The sequence below is a fragment of the Pirellulales bacterium genome (genome assembly GCA_019694455.1).
Taxonomy (GTDB): domain Bacteria; phylum Planctomycetota; class Planctomycetia; order Pirellulales; family JAEUIK01; genus JAIBBY01.
This window is the reverse complement of sequence record JAIBBY010000003.1, coordinates 46,272-62,184: the sequence shown is the minus strand read 5'-3', so window position 1 is coordinate 62,184 and position 15,913 is coordinate 46,272. Positions and strand designations below refer to the sequence as shown.

General features: G+C 61.2%; 12 protein-coding genes. 5 read left to right on the top strand and 7 right to left on the bottom strand.

Translation table 11 applies throughout. The features are described from left to right. Nucleotides 1–44: 44 nt before the first annotated feature. Nucleotides 45–980, top strand: a complete 936-nt coding sequence (locus K1X71_02440) for a nucleoside hydrolase (protein ID MBX7071980.1) — start codon at nt 45–47, stop codon at nt 978–980. Nucleotides 981–1,013: 33 nt separating this feature from the next. Here K1X71_02440 and K1X71_02435 read toward each other — a convergent pair whose 3' ends face one another. The 4 genes from K1X71_02435 to K1X71_02420 form a co-directional block, all read right to left on the bottom strand. Continuing rightward, the gene (locus K1X71_02435) at nt 1,014–2,222 is read right to left on the bottom strand and encodes a trypsin-like peptidase domain-containing protein (protein ID MBX7071979.1); all 1,209 of its coding nucleotides are present in this window, start codon (nt 2,220–2,222) and stop codon (nt 1,014–1,016) included. A 231-nt stretch (nt 2,223–2,453) separates the two neighbouring features. Continuing rightward, a complete protein-coding gene (locus K1X71_02430; GenBank protein ID MBX7071978.1) occupies nt 2,454–2,894 on the bottom strand; it encodes a TraR/DksA family transcriptional regulator in 441 nt (146 codons plus the stop codon). Between the two features lie 468 nt (nt 2,895–3,362). Continuing rightward, the gene (locus K1X71_02425) at nt 3,363–4,823 is read right to left on the bottom strand and encodes a hypothetical protein (protein ID MBX7071977.1); all 1,461 of its coding nucleotides are present in this window, start codon (nt 4,821–4,823) and stop codon (nt 3,363–3,365) included. Next, nucleotides 4,820–5,545 carry a hypothetical protein gene (locus tag K1X71_02420; GenBank protein MBX7071976.1) on the bottom strand — a complete coding sequence of 242 codons (726 nt, stop codon included), beginning with the start codon at nt 5,543–5,545 and terminating at the stop codon, nt 4,820–4,822. Before K1X71_02420 ends, K1X71_02425 begins: the two co-directional genes overlap by 4 nt. Nucleotides 5,546–6,064: 519 nt before the next feature. Between K1X71_02420 and K1X71_02415 the strand changes: the two genes are divergently transcribed. Together K1X71_02415 and K1X71_02410 are read left to right on the top strand one after the other, a co-directional pair. Continuing rightward, entirely contained in the window at nt 6,065–8,131 is a 2,067-nt protein-coding gene (locus tag K1X71_02415) for a hypothetical protein (GenBank protein MBX7071975.1), read from the top strand. Nucleotides 8,132–8,221: 90 nt separating this feature from the next. Beyond that, nucleotides 8,222–9,319 carry a Gfo/Idh/MocA family oxidoreductase gene (locus K1X71_02410; GenBank protein ID MBX7071974.1) on the top strand — a complete coding sequence of 366 codons (1,098 nt, stop codon included), beginning with the start codon at nt 8,222–8,224 and terminating at the stop codon, nt 9,317–9,319. 18 nt (nt 9,320–9,337) lie between these two features. Here K1X71_02410 and K1X71_02405 read toward each other — a convergent pair whose 3' ends face one another. Continuing rightward, complete coding sequence (locus tag K1X71_02405) at nt 9,338–10,468, bottom strand: SMP-30/gluconolactonase/LRE family protein (protein MBX7071973.1); 1,131 nt, start codon at nt 10,466–10,468, stop codon at nt 9,338–9,340. Between the two features lie 84 nt (nt 10,469–10,552). On the opposite strand from K1X71_02405, the gene solA reads away from it, so the two are divergent. After that, a complete protein-coding gene (gene solA / locus K1X71_02400; GenBank protein MBX7071972.1) occupies nt 10,553–11,719 on the top strand; it encodes an N-methyl-L-tryptophan oxidase in 1,167 nt (388 codons plus the stop codon). Between the two features lie 3 nt (nt 11,720–11,722). Here solA and K1X71_02395 read toward each other — a convergent pair whose 3' ends face one another. Both K1X71_02395 and K1X71_02390 read right to left on the bottom strand, forming a co-directional pair. After that, complete coding sequence (locus K1X71_02395) at nt 11,723–12,556, bottom strand: sulfite exporter TauE/SafE family protein (GenBank protein ID MBX7071971.1); 834 nt, start codon at nt 12,554–12,556, stop codon at nt 11,723–11,725. Nucleotides 12,557–12,652: 96 nt separating this feature from the next. Continuing rightward, nucleotides 12,653–14,119, bottom strand: coding sequence for an alpha/beta fold hydrolase (locus K1X71_02390; protein MBX7071970.1), 1,467 nt, complete (start codon nt 14,117–14,119; stop codon nt 12,653–12,655). Nucleotides 14,120–14,589: 470 nt separating this feature from the next. Here K1X71_02390 and K1X71_02385 point away from each other — a divergent pair, with 470 nt between their 5' ends. Beyond that, entirely contained in the window at nt 14,590–15,906 is a 1,317-nt protein-coding gene (locus K1X71_02385; GenBank protein MBX7071969.1) for a hypothetical protein, read from the top strand. The last annotated feature ends 7 nt before the right edge of the window (nt 15,907–15,913 follow it).

Genomic DNA, 15,913 nt, shown 5'->3' with positions numbered 1-15,913 from the left:
ATCGCGTTCATTAACGCCGGACCCCACCCGCTAGGGAGTGCAGTGTGGCTCGCAAGGTAATCCTCGACGTCGATCCGGGCATCGACGATGCATTGGCCCTGTCGATTGCGCTGTTTGACGAAGCGCTGGAAGTCGAGGCCGTAACGGCGGTCGCGGGCAACGTCGATGCCGTGCGGGCCACGCGCAACGTGCAGGCGATCATCGAGCAACTCGACCCTCCACGGTTGCCACGCATCGGCGCCGCCAGCGATCCGGACCATGGGTTGCCAACCGACACCACGCACCTGTATGGCGCCGATGGACTGGGCAACACCCATTTTGAGGTGGCCGAACTGCACAATGTGCATCCGGCGGAAAAGGTCATCGCCGACGTGCTGCGGCAGTCGCCGGGCGAGGTCACGATTGTCGCCTTGGGCCCTTTGACCAACATCGCGCGGGCGCTCAAGCGGTCTCCCGATCTGCCCGACTTGGTGAATCAACTCGTCATCATGGGAGGGAGCGTTGAAGCGCCGGGCAACGCCACTCCGGCGGCCGAGTTCAATATTTATTGCGATCCGGTCTCGGCGCGCGAGGTGCTCCGCTCGCCCCTGACCAAGACGCTGGTTCCGCTCGACATCACCGGACAAGTGGTGATGACCTATGATCTGCTCGACCAGTTGCCCCCCGACGTGACGCGCGTGGGCAAGTTCTTGCGTCGTGTGCTGCCACACGCCTACCGCACGCACCATCAATTGTTGGGATTCGAGGGGATTCATGTCCACGATGCCGTGGCGCTGATGACGGTAATCGAGCCGCAACTATTCAGCACCGACGTGATGGCGGTTGACGTGGAGACCCGCGGCGAGTTGACGACTGGCGCCACGGTGTTCGACCGGCGGATGCCACCGGTCTGGCGGCGGAATATCGACGTGGTGACGAATTTCGATCCGGACGCGGTGCGGTCCGAGATCATTCGCCGCTTGAAGCGCGCTTCGATGTAAGCGCAAACGATGGAAAATCGCGTCGTCGCGACCTTATTGCAATGCGCCGGATGGTTCCACGCTGTGCTGCTGTGGATCGGCCGGTCCCTGCCGGGGAGCAGTCTGCGCACGCGCTTCGAGTTGTTCGCGGTTCCCCACCCGCACCGGCACCGTGAATTGCTGTCCGGCGCGCTGCACGACGACGGGCACCTCGCGTCCGACTTCGGTGAGGCTGACGACATTGGTCAGATGAATGTCGTCCTCGATGGCCACGCCATTGAACCGGATTACCACGTCGCCAATTTGCAACTCGGCCTGTTGGGCGGGGGAGTTGGGAGTAATGCCATTGATGAGCGCGCCGTGCGGCCGAATTAGCCCTAATCGCTCCGCTTCCTCGGCGCCATAGTTGGAGTCGAGCCGCACCCCGAGGAAGGCGCGAACAACGCGTCCGTTGTCAATCAATTGCCGCGCGATCTTCATTACCATGTTGATCGGAATGCTAAAGCCGATTCCCTCGTTGCCGCCAGAGTTGCTGGCGATGGCGGTGTTGATGCCAACGACTTGCCCTTGCAGATTGATCAGTGGGCCGCCGCTGTTGCCAGGGTTGATGGCTGCGTCGGTCTGAATGAAGTCCTGAAACTCGACCTCCTTGGAACCGAGATCAAGATCGCGCCGCCCCTTGGCGCTGACGATGCCGTAGGTGACCGAGTGACTCAAGCCAAAGGGGCTGCCGACGGCCAGGACGAAATCGCCAATTTCAATGCTGGCGCTATCGCCAACGGTGGCGGCCACCAAATTCTTGGCGCTTACCGCCAGCACCGCGATGTCGGTCTTTTCGTCCTTGAGGGCGGAGGTGGGATGCAGATGCCGACCATCGGCCAGTTCGATGGTGATATTGGCCAATTCGGCGCCTTTGACCACATGCCAATTGGTCAGAACGTAATAGTTGCCATTGATTTCGAGGATGACGCCAGAGCCGGCCTCCTCCACCATGCGGCTCCCCCCCGCGCGGCGGCTTTCCACCTTGTCGGTTTCGATATGAACGACCGTGGGACCAACTAGTCGCACCACGAGCTTGACGATGTTGCCCCATTTTTGAAACTGTTCCGCCTCGCGGCGCAGCGCGGCGTAAAGTTGCTCGCGCGATTCAGGGGCAGTTTCGCCGCTGTCCTGAGCCTTGGCAATCGGCCCGGCCAGCAAGCCGCCAGCGACCGCCAAAATGGCGAATATTCGAATTACGGCAATCTTCCGTAGCCAAGCCATCCCGCTGCTCCCAGCGCGGCCAGAATTGAAGCAACCGCCGAACGACAAACGGCATTGTATGCAGTGCGGCAGGCGGTGTTTAGAGCGCGATTGCGCGCGGTCATCCAGCGGCTACAAAATAGAGCACGCCCGGGTCGAAGGCGAGTCAAGTCGACCCGAGCGTGCCTGGTAGTGCGAACAATCGGCGTGAATTCGTATCTCGGCAAGGTGAATTACCGGGATACGCGAGTGTTAGACGTCGATCTCGATGTCGTTGATGGTGGTGTCGCGATCGTTGTAGTCCACCTCCGGAAAGGAGAACCGATCGCTGGTGTAACCACCGCCGTTGAGCTCCGACTCGCGCTGGCACTCGATGCACATCGTGGCATACGGCAGGGCCTTGAGTCGTTCGAGCTTGATCTTGGAGGCGCAGACCTCGCAGACGCCGTACTGGCCGGCCTTCATGCGCTCCAGCGCTTTTTCGATCTGGCTCAATTCGCGGCTTTCCACCTCGGCGAGTTGAGAGTTGATCTCGTCCTGGGCCTGATCCAGCGCGGCGTCGAGCATGTCGCCCGAGCTTTGTGCATCGAGCTTGTGGAGCGAGCTCAAGTCGCCGGCCAAAGCCCGCCGCAGCGCGTCGCGCCGCGTCACGAGATTTTGGCGCATCTGCAGAATCGCATCTTTGCGTGCCATGTTGCTTCCCCTCCGCTGTCCGATGCTGGCCGCGCCGAAGGCGATTTCCCCCCTTCAGACAAGCCAAATTCGAACGATTGCGAACGCCTCTAGTTGGTTCCGTTATTCCCTGATCCAGCCCGATTGGTTCCGCAAAGGCGTAACCAAAATATAGTACGTAGGCAGTCCAAAATGGGTCGCGATGGCGCCGGATTTATTCAAGATTCCGGCGACGCCGCGACAGGGCTGGTAAGTGCTTGCTCATACAGCGTTTCCGCGTGCCGGCGCCTGGTGGAATGAACCCAGGCGAGCGATCGCAGAAACACTCGTCGGACACTTTTCGGCCGAAAGTCGCTCCCGAAACCGGCAGAAACTGCGCCCCCTCGGCCGGTATGGATAATCGTCAAAACCGTTATGGATATGCAGCGAAAAAATCCACGACCTTTTCTTTCAAGCCGTGGGTTCAAAACGCCGCATCGTCGGACCGCTTCAGGGGGCGACCACGCGTGTCACCACCGCCCGGCCGGTGGCCGTGCTGCGCCGCAGATAAACCACCAATTCTGGCGGACCGGCATAGCGCCACTGTTCAAAAAGCCAGCCAGCGCCGGCGGTGCGTGAAATGTGGTCCGGCGCGCGCAGTAGTTCGATCACACGCTGTTCGGCGTCCCCCGGCCGCACTACGGCGGAGTCACCCACGCCATCGCCGGACGCTGCTTCGTCGCGTTGCCGCCACACGCCCCCCAGCCGGACCAGTCCGAGCGACTCCAGCCCGCGGACCGCTTCGGCCGAATCGGCGATTTCGAACGCGGCCTTATAGAGTTCGATGGCCGTCGTCCGATCGTCCAACCAGCTCAGATAATCGCGGGCCAGCGCGATATGGTCTTCCGCGTCGGCCGGCTCGAGCCGGCGTCGCGCGGCCGACAACCAATCGGTGGCGAGTCGCCGCGCTCGCGCCGGCTCGCCCAATCGATTAAACGCTTCGCGCAACCCAAGGAGTTCGCCACGACTGAGTTTCGTCACCTGCACGGCACGCGACTCGGCGGCGCGCAATTCCAAGGCGCGGGCCTGTGCTTGGTGTTCGGGGATACGTTCCTCGATCTCCCGAGCCAAGCCAACCAGGTCGGCCTGGGGCAGGGCCGCTTCCAATTCAATGGCCTGCGCAAGCAATTGCGCATAGAACGCACGGTGCCATTGGTCGCGCTCGGCCAGTGGGGTGTCGAGATAGACCTCTTCTGGCGATTGCCGATAGCGGGTGAGCGCCTCTTCGGTAGGTACAGTTGTCTTTTCGGCAACAGGCTGCGGCAATGTCTTGCGCACTTCGTCAGCCAAGGCGCGAAGCGCAGACGAGTTGTTGGGAGGCGTCGCAGCGACCTTGAGCCACAACGCGCGATGTTTGAGCCGCAATAGCTCGACCGGATCGATACCGGCTTCGGCTCCCCGCTCAATTAAGCCCAACAGCTCATTGGCGGACCGCGGCTTGCTCAGCGAATCGGCTTCCCAGAGGAACGCTTCTCGATAGGTTTGGCGAGCCAGTTGCAGCAGGGCGGCGTCTTGGTACCAGCGGCCACGATCGCCCGCCCAGCGGCCAAGTTCGTAAAGCAGCGTGTAATCTCCGGGCTGCACGAGCTTTCGCAGTTCAGCGTAACGCGCCGTTTCGCCTGGGATTTTGGCAAGCGACATGACTTCAAAAGCTGGGTGGCCGCCCGATTGGCTCAGTTTCCCAGTCAGTTCCACAAACTGCGGATTGCGATGAACGGCGACGTCTGGGCCGAGCCGAAAGTCAACTTTGGAATCGATCAACCGCATGCGTCCGGCGGAATAGGAGTCAAAGCGGCCGGTCACGCGCAGATCACGATCCAAATGGTTGGCGATCGACGATTCCAACTCGTGAACTTCAAGTGGCTCACCCGGAAAGGCAGCGAGGAGCATGATCGCGATCAGGAGTGTCATGGAATGATCTCCAGCGCGATGCGCTGCTCGTCGAGAATCGGCCGCCAGGTATCGTCGCCTGGCCAGTGAGCTTGTTCCAATGGGGTAGCCGCCGTAAGCAACACCACGCCGGAGGGGACCAGACGCATCTGCCACTGCCCATCGCCGGGTGAGACAAGGGCTAACTTCTCGAGGCGAGCCCCAAAAACGACGCGGTGTGGCTCTTCGAGTTGCAACCTCGCCAGCACCGGCTGCTCGCCGATGACCAGTCGCACCTCCACCGCATCGGTCCGCCAAATCCAATCTATTTGATATTGGCTGGACGTGGCGCGCGGGGGCGCATCTTTCTTAGCAGATGCTGGCGCGCGAACCAGCTTCCGGGTCAGCGTGCCATCGAAAACCAGGGTGCGACCTGCTAACTCTCGATCAAACGCTGCCACGGCCGCAGCGGGATCGCCGGCCAAGTATTCGACAAAAAAATCATCGAGGGGTCGCGGACAAAGCGACAGCCAGACTTGCGCCTCGCTATGCAATTGCCGGGCCTGCCGCGACAGCAAGACGTGCCTGCCGACAATCTGACCTGCCCGATCGGCGTTGCGCAGCAGCGCTTCGGCGCGGGCAAAGTCTCCTTTGCCAAACGCGGCCGAGCCCTCACGCCAGCTTCTAGTTAGTTCGGCTTTCGCCAAGCGATATCGATACCGATCCCAGGTCCACCAGCCAGTAAGCGCCAACACGGCGAGCATCGTCAGGGCGATAGCGCGGGGAAGAGTGAACCAACTTGCCAGACGTGAAACAACCGATCGCGCGTTCCAAAACCGCGGAAGTTGCCACCGTGTGGTGCGGTCCCGCAATTGTGAATCAGTGGCGCCGGCCGTAGAACCGGGCGCGCCGAGCGCCAACACGGCGCCGCAGCGAAGGCAGTGGAGGGGCGCTGGGGCGCAGTCTCCGCGCATCCAAGCGCCGCACGCACATGGCAACTCGAATCGTGCTGACGCTGATGTATCGCCCGGATCGTTCATCAATTCCGCGGATTGCCAATCGGTTGCCCGCTTTTCGGCTTGCGAGAGATCACGCAGCTATTCGTATTGTACGGGATGTGCCGCCACAACCCGCGCGAGAGAGAATTGCGACAGTCGATTCTTGCGCGTGGTGCGTCGCCAAACGTCAGCAAGACTTTGACTTAGGCGATTTTTCGACCTACATGCCATTGGCTCACCGAGCTAGCAATGCGCACACAGCGACCTTTCTTGGAGATGACCTGCATGATTCGCAGTTCGCGTACGTCGAGCACGACACCCCTGCTTGGCAAGGCCGCGCGCCCTCTGCGATTGCGAGTGCGCGGTGGTCCCAGCGACGGCCAGGTGATTACGGTGCGGGAGTCTAAATGCCTGGTCGGCGCCGATGAGCGCTGCCAACTGCAATTGCAGATCGCCGCTCCAATCGCGTGCTGGATCTTGCGCGGTGAGCGTCACACGCTGCTGCGCGCGATGACCGGCGACTTGCAAGTGAATGGCGAGGCTGTCGCCGAAGCAGCAATCCGGTCTGGGGACCAGATTGGCCTTGGTGGTTGCATGTTGGATGTCCTGGGACCGAAAGGGCAGCGCACGACTCGGCAGCGGAAAGTCGAGAGGACGCCTCGCGCACGCCAGGCGCCACCGGCAAGCGCGTTGCAGGGCGCTGACGCGCCAAAGCAGCTCGAGCACGCCGAAGCGGCGCTGGCCGCAGCGGAACGCGCGTTCGTTTCACGTCAAACTGAATGGGACGCATGGCAGCTCGCCACACGGCAACAGCTAGACGCCCGACTCGCTGAGCTGGCGCAGCAGCTTCATAGTTCGACCAGTGCCAGCGCGGCTCTCGCCCAAGAGCGCGACGCGTGGCAGCGCGAGCGGCAATCGCAACTCGAAGAACTATTGCGCCAACGCGATGCGCTTTCCGAAGCGCATGTCAATTTGGAGCGCGAACGGGCGACATTGGCCGCCGAAGAGCAGCGGTTGGTCGAAGAACGACATCAAGTCGCGCGCGAGCGCGAAAAGAACGAACAGACCTATCGCCAGCAACTGGGCGAACACCAAGCAACTTGGGACGTTCGACGCCAAGAACTGGAGGCCGAGCACGCACAGTTGGAGGACCAGCGGGCAACTTTAGCGGCGCGTGTGTCCGAACTGGATCAATCCGTAGCGCGGTTAGAACAAGAAAAAAGAGAGCTGGAAACTCACACTCAGGAGCGCGCCGATACCGAGGCAGTTCAAACGCAGCAGAACGACGCAGCCAATGCCGAGCAGCGCGCCGACCTTGAACGGCAAGCCGCGGAACTCGAACACGTGCGCGCCGAACTCGATGCGCGGGTGGCCGATCTGGAACGTCAGGCCGAGGCCGATCGCGCCGCATTGGAGCTTGAACGGCAGGCATGGTTGAACGAGCAACGTCGACAGCAGGAGCAGCTAGAGACACGGGCAGACCAACTCGACGAGCACGCCCGCGAACTGAACGCGGAACGCGATGCGCTCCATGCGAGCTGCCAGCAACTTGAGGCGGAGCGCGCCGAGTTAGACCAGCGGCAGGCTGAAATCAAACAGGAGGAGCCACCGCAGGAAGAAGTGGAAGTCGCCCAAGTGAAGAACGCATCGCGCGCGGATACTGAGACGGATGATGTGTTCCAGCGACTTGCGCTGGCGGGCATCCTCAAGCAAGACACGGAGTGCGACGATTCGCTCGGCACGCCTGTGGCGCCTGCGTCGGAATTGAGCCAGTCGCTGCCGGCCGTATCAGAAGCGGAGGGCGACGAAGAGGAGTCCATCGACACCTATATGGCCAAGTTGCTGGCTCGAGCACGACAACAGGGAGGCGTTGCGCCACCGACGCCGACGAAACGCGCCGAGCCCAAACCCGCGGCCGCTGCTGTAGCCGCGCCGTCGGCGGTCGATGCCGAGCCGGTCGCCACGCTGCGCCGTGAGCGGGCCAAAGCCGCCGAACTGAATCACGACATGGCGGCGATGCGCGAACTGGCTAACCTCTCTGCGCGATCGGCCATCGATCGACACGCGCGCAGTCAGCAGAAACATTCGTTCGGCGCCAAGGTCGGTTTGGTCATTGTGGCGATCTGCTCCGGTTCGTTCATTCTGGCGCTGGAGGCGCCGCAAGGAAGCGTTTATTGGTATGCGGCGCTCGCGAGCTTTGCCATCGCTGTGTTGTGGGGCGCGCAGGTCGCGCCCAGCGCCTGGCGGATGGCTCGCGCTAACCGTGTCGCGGGGGACAAGCCCGCCGAATCGATCGGCAGTCCAGAAGGCGTCGCCGCCGAATGCGCCGCGCCACAATGCGCGGAACCATGATCCGCGCCGCTTGACGCGCCCAACCTGTCGCGCCAGACTTGCCGCTGCTTGCGGCAAGCATTTCAATTCATTGGCGACTCGAGGCGCGCTATGTCCAAGGTTGGCGTGGGACTGCTGGGCAGTCAATTCATTACGGCCATTCACTATGAGGCGCTGCGCACCGTGCCCGATGCGGAGGTCTTGGCGGTCGCCAGTCCTACCGAACAACACGTTCGTCAATTCGCCGAAAAGCGAGGGATCCCGCGCTGGTTCACCGATTATCGCGAGCTGTTGAATCTCTCGGAAATTGATCTGGTGGTGTTGGGCATTCCCAACGACCTGCACTGTCAGGCCGTGCTCGATGTCGCAGCCGCCGGCAAGCATGTGGTGCTCGAAAAGCCCATGGCAATGACGCTGGCCGAATGCGATCGAATGATCGACGCCTGCCGCCGCGCCGGTGTGAAGTTGATGTACGCCGAAGAATTATGCTTCGCGCCCAAATACGTGCGGCTGAAGCAGCTTGTCGATTCTGGCGCGCTGGGGCGCGTGCATCTTGTGAAGCAATCGGAGAAGCACGACGGACCGCACAGCGAATGGTTCTACAACGAACAGCGTAGTGGCGGGGGAGTCGCCCTCGACATGGGATGTCACGCGGTGCAGTTCTTTCGCTGGCTGTTGTCTGGCAAGGGCGGCGACAATCCGCCGCGCGCCAAGAGCGTCTACGCGCATTTGACCAGCAGCGTGCATAGCCATCGCACCACGGCCGACGACGACGCGTTGATCATTGTCGAGTTCGAGGGAGGCATCACCGGCCTGGCCGAAGAGAGTTGGTCAAAGCCAGGAGGCATGGATGACCGGGCCGAGGTGTTTGGCGGCGAGGGTCAGGCCTACGCCGATCTGCTGCGTGGCAATTCGATCCATACCTACTCCAAGCAAGGGTATGACTACGCCGTGGAGAAGTCGGGGGGCACAAAAGGCTGGAGCTTCACCATGTACGAGGAAAACTGGAACTACGGATTTCCACAGGAGATGGCTCACTTTGTCGAGTGCGTGCGCGACGACAGGGCGCCGCTCGTGAGTGGAGAGGATGGCCGCGCCACATTGGAAATCATCCTGGCGGCCTACGCGTCGGCGGGCCAAGGCCGCAAGATCGAGTTGCCATTGGCCAACGGCACCGCGCGGCCCATCGAGTTGTGGAGGGGAAGATAGTTGGTCCTATTTCGACGGCTATGGCAATCGGTAGCGTCCGACCCGGTCGTTGGAGAGGCTCCCCAGATACAAATACCCATCGCGCTCGGCCGCCGATGTGATTTCTTTCAAGTTCTGTCCACCCGGGTCTTGCAGGCTCTCAAAAATCTTCCCCTGCTCGTCCACCGCGATGACGAACCCATAGGGCGCGGGCGCCGGCCATAAGAATTTGGGCAGTTTGGCCATGATGTTCTTGATCCGTGGCCGCGGCGACAGCCGATCGAGCGTGTCGTTGCGCTCGGTAAAAAGCGCGACCCAATACTTACCGTGTCCATTGCTCGATAGGTTGTCCGGGAATCCCGGTAGATTGTCGATCCATATCTCCGAACGTCCAGCTTGCGGCCCCTTGAGCCAATAGCGGGAGATTCGATAGCGATAGGTTTCGTTCACCAGCACGAAGTCTTCCTCGGGCGACAAGGCGACACCATTCGCGAAATAGAGGCCGTCGAGCAAGATTTTGGTTTCGCCAGTCGCGCGATCGTGCGAAACCAGCCGACCATGCGGGCGCGCTTCGAGCATGTCGTAGAGATATTCTCCCACGCCAAACTTGGTGCTGGCGTCGGAGAAGTAAATCGTGCCATCCCGGGCCACATCCAGATCATCGGTGAAGCCGAGCGGCTGACCATTTGCCTTGGTTGTTAGCACCTTGATCTCTTTGTTCGGAGCAATTTCCAAGAGTCCCTTAACGCCGTCGGCGACAATCAATTTGCCTTGCGCGTCGAACCGCAGGCCAAGCGGCCGCCCCCCGGTATTCACGAATTCCTCGACCTTGCCACTGGCGTCGATGCGAACAATCCGGCCATCTTCAAGGCCCGTGTAAACACCACCCTTGCCATCCGGCTCAACATCTTCTGGCCCGATGAGATGTCCGGCGGCAAGCGCGTCTGCCGCGCGCAACTTGTCGTTCGGCGCAAGCACTCCGGTCATGGCCGGCCTGGGGGGAGGATCGTAGGGCAGCGCGTCGATTGGGGAGGGCGAAAGCGCCAGATAGACGGCCACTAGCGCCACGATCAGCACTACGGCAACGAACATCCGACGCACGCGGCTTGGTGGGCGGCGCTGCCCGCTATGCCGTGAATCAACTTGCATTGTGACGGGCGGATCGGACACGATGATTGTCTCCTGAGTGGAGAAGCGCTGCGCGAATGTTTATCGGGCGCGTGACAATCGCTGTCAATCTGAGCGGAAATCGACATGACCCAGTTCGATGTGATCGTGGTCGGCATGGGGGGCGTCGGCAGCGCCACGCTGTATCAACTTGCGCGGCGGGGCGTCAAGGCGCTGGCAATCGATCCTTTTCCCATCGCCCATGATCGTGGTAGTTCGCATGGTCAAACCCGCATCATCCGGCAGGCCTATTTCGAGCACCCCGATTATGTGCCGCTCGTGCTGGCGGCCTATCGGGGCTGGGCCGAGCTCGAAGCGCGGCGCCGCCGCAAGTTGTTGCATCAGGTTGGGTTATTGCAAGTCGGGCCGCCAGCGGGGGAGGTGATTGCCGGCGTGCTGGCTAGCGCTCGCCGCCACCGGCTGCCAATCGAGGAGGTTGCGCCCGAGGCAATTGCGGCGCGATGGCCCGGACTGGCGGCGCCCGACCGATCTCATCTGGGCGTCTTCGAACCGGCGGCCGGGTATTTGGAGGTGGAGAACTGCGTGCGGGCCTACGTCGAGGAAGCGCTAATGCTCGGCGCCGCGGCCCTGACCGGCGAATCGGTGCTTTCGTGGCATGCAACTACAGATCAAGTTCGTGTGGTTACGGAGTCGTCGCGATTCACCGCCTCGCGTTTGATCATTACAGCGGGCGCCTGGGCGGGGCAGTTGCTTACCGATCTGCGCATCCCTCTCACCGTATTGCGAAAGCCACTGTTTTGGTATCGTCCGCAGGGCTCGCAATACGAGGCCCAACGCGGCTGTCCTTGCTTCTTATACGAAACGGCCGCTGGTGAATTCTACGGAGTTCCGAGTTTGGAGCCGTGGGGAGTCAAGATTGCCGAACACACCGGCGGCGAGCGAGTGGATGATCCTCTGTTGGTCGATCGCGATCTGCGCGCGACTGACCAACAGCGAGTCGACGCCTTTGTGCGCGAGCATCTGTCCCACCTGCAAGGCCAACCAGCGCATCATGCGGTTTGCCTTTACACCGTTTCGCCCGATCGGCATTTTGTGATCGACCGACATCCCGAGCACGGAAATGTGTGTTACGCGGCCGGACTCTCGGGACATGGATTCAAGTTCGCGCCGGCGCTCGGCCAAGCGCTGGCCGATCTGGCATTGGATGGCGCCACCGAATTGCCGATCGGATTTCTAGGCGCAGAGCGATTTCGCTCGGTGTCGAAGTTTGCAGATCGAGCCGCGACACAATGAGAGTCAGTTGGTCGCCGCGGCGTGCTCGCCGGCAGGTCGGTTGGGCGGTACGCCGTCGTCGATCGTGAGCTGACGATAGAAGTAATAGGCGGCCAACGTCAAACCGATGCCGACGACCAAGCTGCGAACCAGGTTTCGATTAAGGCGGCGGGCAATTCGAGCGCTGCCATAGCCGCCTGCTATTGAAGCGGCGGCCATGGTGACCGCGAGCGGCCAATGCACCTTGCCTGAAAAAACAAAAACGGCCACCGACATGCCATTGATGGCGACTGCCAATAGGTTCTTGAGGCCGTTCATGGCATGAATATCGGCCAGCCCCATGAGCGCCAACCCGCTTAGCATGAGTATGCCAATGCCCGCGCCAAAATAGCCGCCGTAGATGGCAATAAAGAACTGGCCAATGGCCACTCCAACCACGCGGCGCGTTGTGGTTAGCCCCGCATCGTGGCCGATGCCCAGCCAGCGCGAGATCGCAGGCTGAATCGCAAACAGCGCCGCCGCCGTCAATATCAGCCATGGCACGAGCGTTCGGAAGGCGCTGGGAAATTGAATGACCAGCGCCGACCCAATCAGGCCGCCAATTAAGCTGGGTGCCAAGAGCACCAGCACCCATCGCCACATGCCTCTCAAGTCATGACGGTAGCCCCAGGCCGAAGCCGCCGACGCCGGCGCCAGCGCCGTGGTGCTGGTGGCGTTGGCGATGACAGAGGCGTCTGGCGAATAGCCCAAAGCGGCGAATAGAGCGGGAAATGTGAGCAGTGTGCCGCCGCCGGCCACGGAATTGATGGCCCCGGCCAAGAGCGCCGCCAGACAACAAAACAGGTAGTCCCAATTCATGCGCGGCGCCGACTCGCTGGTAAAAGCGGCTCATTGTAATCGACGGCGCCAGTTTGGCACACCGTCCGTGCGCCCTTAGACAACCCCAGCATGCGGTTACGGTGTCGCATCTGACTGGAAAAGCCAATCGATCGCTTCAGGCAGCGCGACTCCCACCATTAGTGTGTGGCCGTAGTTTGGCATCACGCGCAGTTCCACGGGTAGGCCGATATCGACCGATTTCTGGGCGCTCTTTTCAAGTCCCGCGGCTGCCACCACTCCGTCAAGTTCGGCGGCAATAATCAACGTGGGCGACATTTTCTCCGATTTGGGAACGCGATAGCCCGCCAGACAACAAGCGCGGGCAATCTGGTTCGACTTGGTGGCGGCCAGGTTTGCGGCCACTCCGCCTCCCATGGAGTGTCCCAGCACATAAACTCGCCGCGAGTCGATGTCGTAATCGTGCGCGAGCGCAGTCAGCAGGGCATCGAAGTGGTCGCCATTGGACGCCATGGCATAGGTCGAAGGCGTGACGACAATCGCGCCGTGCTGTTCAGCCAATTGCTTGATACGTCCGGCGCCGTATCCTTGAAAGAACATATTTTCGTCCGCGCCCGCGCCGTGCAGCGCCACGATCAACGGGCAGGCAACCTCCTGGCACTTGTCAGGCGCGAATACTCGCAGCGGAATCGACCGGTCGCCCGAACGCACTGTCCGCCAATAGTCTCCAGCGCGCAGTCGGTACGGGTCGGCGCCTTTTTCCAGGGTACCAATCTCGATGGCAACGTCGCTGGCCAGCGCGTTTAAGTCGGTGTTGAACTGGGCCGATTTTTCAGTCGACGGGCTATTGGTCAGCAGTTCGTTGCGGTCTTTACAGGCGGCAATCGCCGCTTCGATGGCGGGCGTCGACGCGTGCAACTTCGCCAACCGCTCCTCATTGTCCTGCCGGATCTCATCGAGGGATCGATCGACCACGATCCAGCGCGCGACGACGATCTCGCATTCCTTGGTGTTGGCCTTGAGTTCGTAGATTCCCGGCTGCAGCCGATCGCGCAACGTGGAGAGATCAAAGCTGCTGTTCGAAAGTCGATTTTCCGCATTGATATCAAGGGACGCATTGAAGAGTCCCTGCATTGTGAGTCGAACTGATGTCGCCGACCTGGTTTCTGGATCATAGAGCATGCGCAGGTTCAACTGCGGTTTGCGATCGCTGTCCAGTGTCAGTACTGGGGGATCGAAATCGGCGTGTAACGCCATGGCCGCCAACAATTCGGGCGACGGGCCCGCCAGTAGCTCCGCGGACAATTGATCGATGACGCGTAGAGTGCCGGCGAAGTTGCCGCCAAAGAACGCGAGCGTCGATTTGTCAAAGACCTTGTTGATGCCGGCGATATGCTCAGCTTCGTCGGGCAGATTGGAAAAATAGACCTGTTCCAGGCGGAGGTACGACCTGCCCAGGTCGGCGCGGGTGATTCTCGGCGCCGGCGTCCCGCCTTCGGCCTCTGCGGTTTCGGCCCCCAATGCGCAGTTGGCAATCAGGGTAATGGCGATTGCTGCGGTGAATTGAAAGACGAAGTTGGCCATTACAGTCTCCGAGTCTGGAATTCTACTGCTCGCAGCCCTTCAGCAAGGTTTTCCGGTCGCGTGATTTAGGGAATCAATTCTGACCATTAATGGTCACCGCGCGATCGCGCGTGCGAAAAAATCTACCGTTCCGCAAAAAACTTGGCGAAATCTTGTCCGAATTAGCCGACGCGACACGTCTTAGTTAATAGAGGGGTACGAAGATCTAGCGACTCCGTCCCCGTCCGGCAGATCCAGTCGACCGGATCTGCCGGCCTTTTTTAGCATTCTCCGCCCGCGCTCGGCGGCAAGCAGGGAGAGTTAGCAGACTCCTAACGAGCGCCGTCTCCACGCGGCACGACCCCCGCCGCGTGGAGACACTCTTTTTTCTGGCCAGTGGATTCTCCGCATAGGCCAGCGCATCTGAGTATGATGACGACCACGCGGTACGGCGCTGTGTCCGCATTTCACTGTCCAGGTGCGCAATCGACGTGATACTTCCGCTGCCGGTGACGGCCTTCGAGTATTACTACCTGGCCGACGATCGTCCGGAGTATCCGCCGATCTTTCCGGTGCGATTGGAACTGTCCGGCGCGCTAGATCGATCGGCCCTGGATATCGCGCTCCAAATATCGCTTGTGCGCCATCCCTTACTAACGGCGCGCATCGACGCCAGTGGTCGTTGGCCCGTCTGGGTTGCCGGCGACGCCCCGCAGGTTGTGGAACTCGCCCCTGGCGAAGCGCCGCTGGTCGATTGCCTTGGTTTGACAGGTTGCACGGCCGGCGGGCTACGTGTTTGTGTGGACACGGCGGCAGAGCAATCGATCGTTTGGCTTGTGTTTCATCACGCCTGCTCCGATGGTCTGGCTGCGTTGCTGTTCGCCGAAGAATTGTTGCTGGCGTATGCGCATGTTGTGGATGGCAAATCGGGGGAGCCACAGTGGCGAGAGCTGGATGCCACAAGTCTGGCCCGTCGAGACGAATATGGCCTGGCGGACTATCAGCCCACGTTCATGGATGGAGTCAATACCGTACGAGCCTGGTGGCCACTGGTCTCACGCCGGGCAGCGGTCGTGGCGTCAGCGCAACCCGCGGCGAGTGGCGGCAGTGGTCAGTCGGTCAGTTTCCATACTGAGTGGTTGCGCCGCGAGCAATCGGCCTCACTGGTGGAGATCGCGCATGAAATAGGGGTTACGGTCAACGATTTGCTGTTGCGCGATCTGCTGCTGACGCTCGCCGATTGGAACCGCGACCACGGACTGAAGCGCGGCCGATTGCGAATCCTGGTGCCGACCAACCTGAGACAGAAAGAAGATTGGCGAATGCCAGTGGCGAACGTGCTGAGCTTCGCCTTCGTGACGCGGAAGCCAAAGCAGATGGCGGACCGAACCGCCTTGCTGCGAGCTATTCAGCGGCAGACTACCGCCATTAAACGCTGGAGAATTGGCTTGTATTTCGTAGGCGGACTAAAGATCGCCTGCAAGTCGCGCGGGATTGTCGATTGGTTCTTGCGCCGGCAGTGGTCGTTCGCCACGGCGGTGTTCAGTAATGTGGGGCCCGTCTTCTCTCAATGGCCGCACGCGCAAGACGACGGCCGCGCACTATGTGGCGGCCTGCGCTTGGAGGGAATCTCGGGTACGGCGCCCCTGCGGCGAGGCACTCGTCTGGCCGTCGTGGCGCTCACCTACGCTGGTCGACTGGGCCTATTCGTGCGTTGCGACCCCGCTTGGTTCACCAGCGCTGAACGTGACCAATTAGCCGACAACCTGATGGAGCGGATTCAGCAAACGTTGCAAAGTCGAACCTGACGCGACC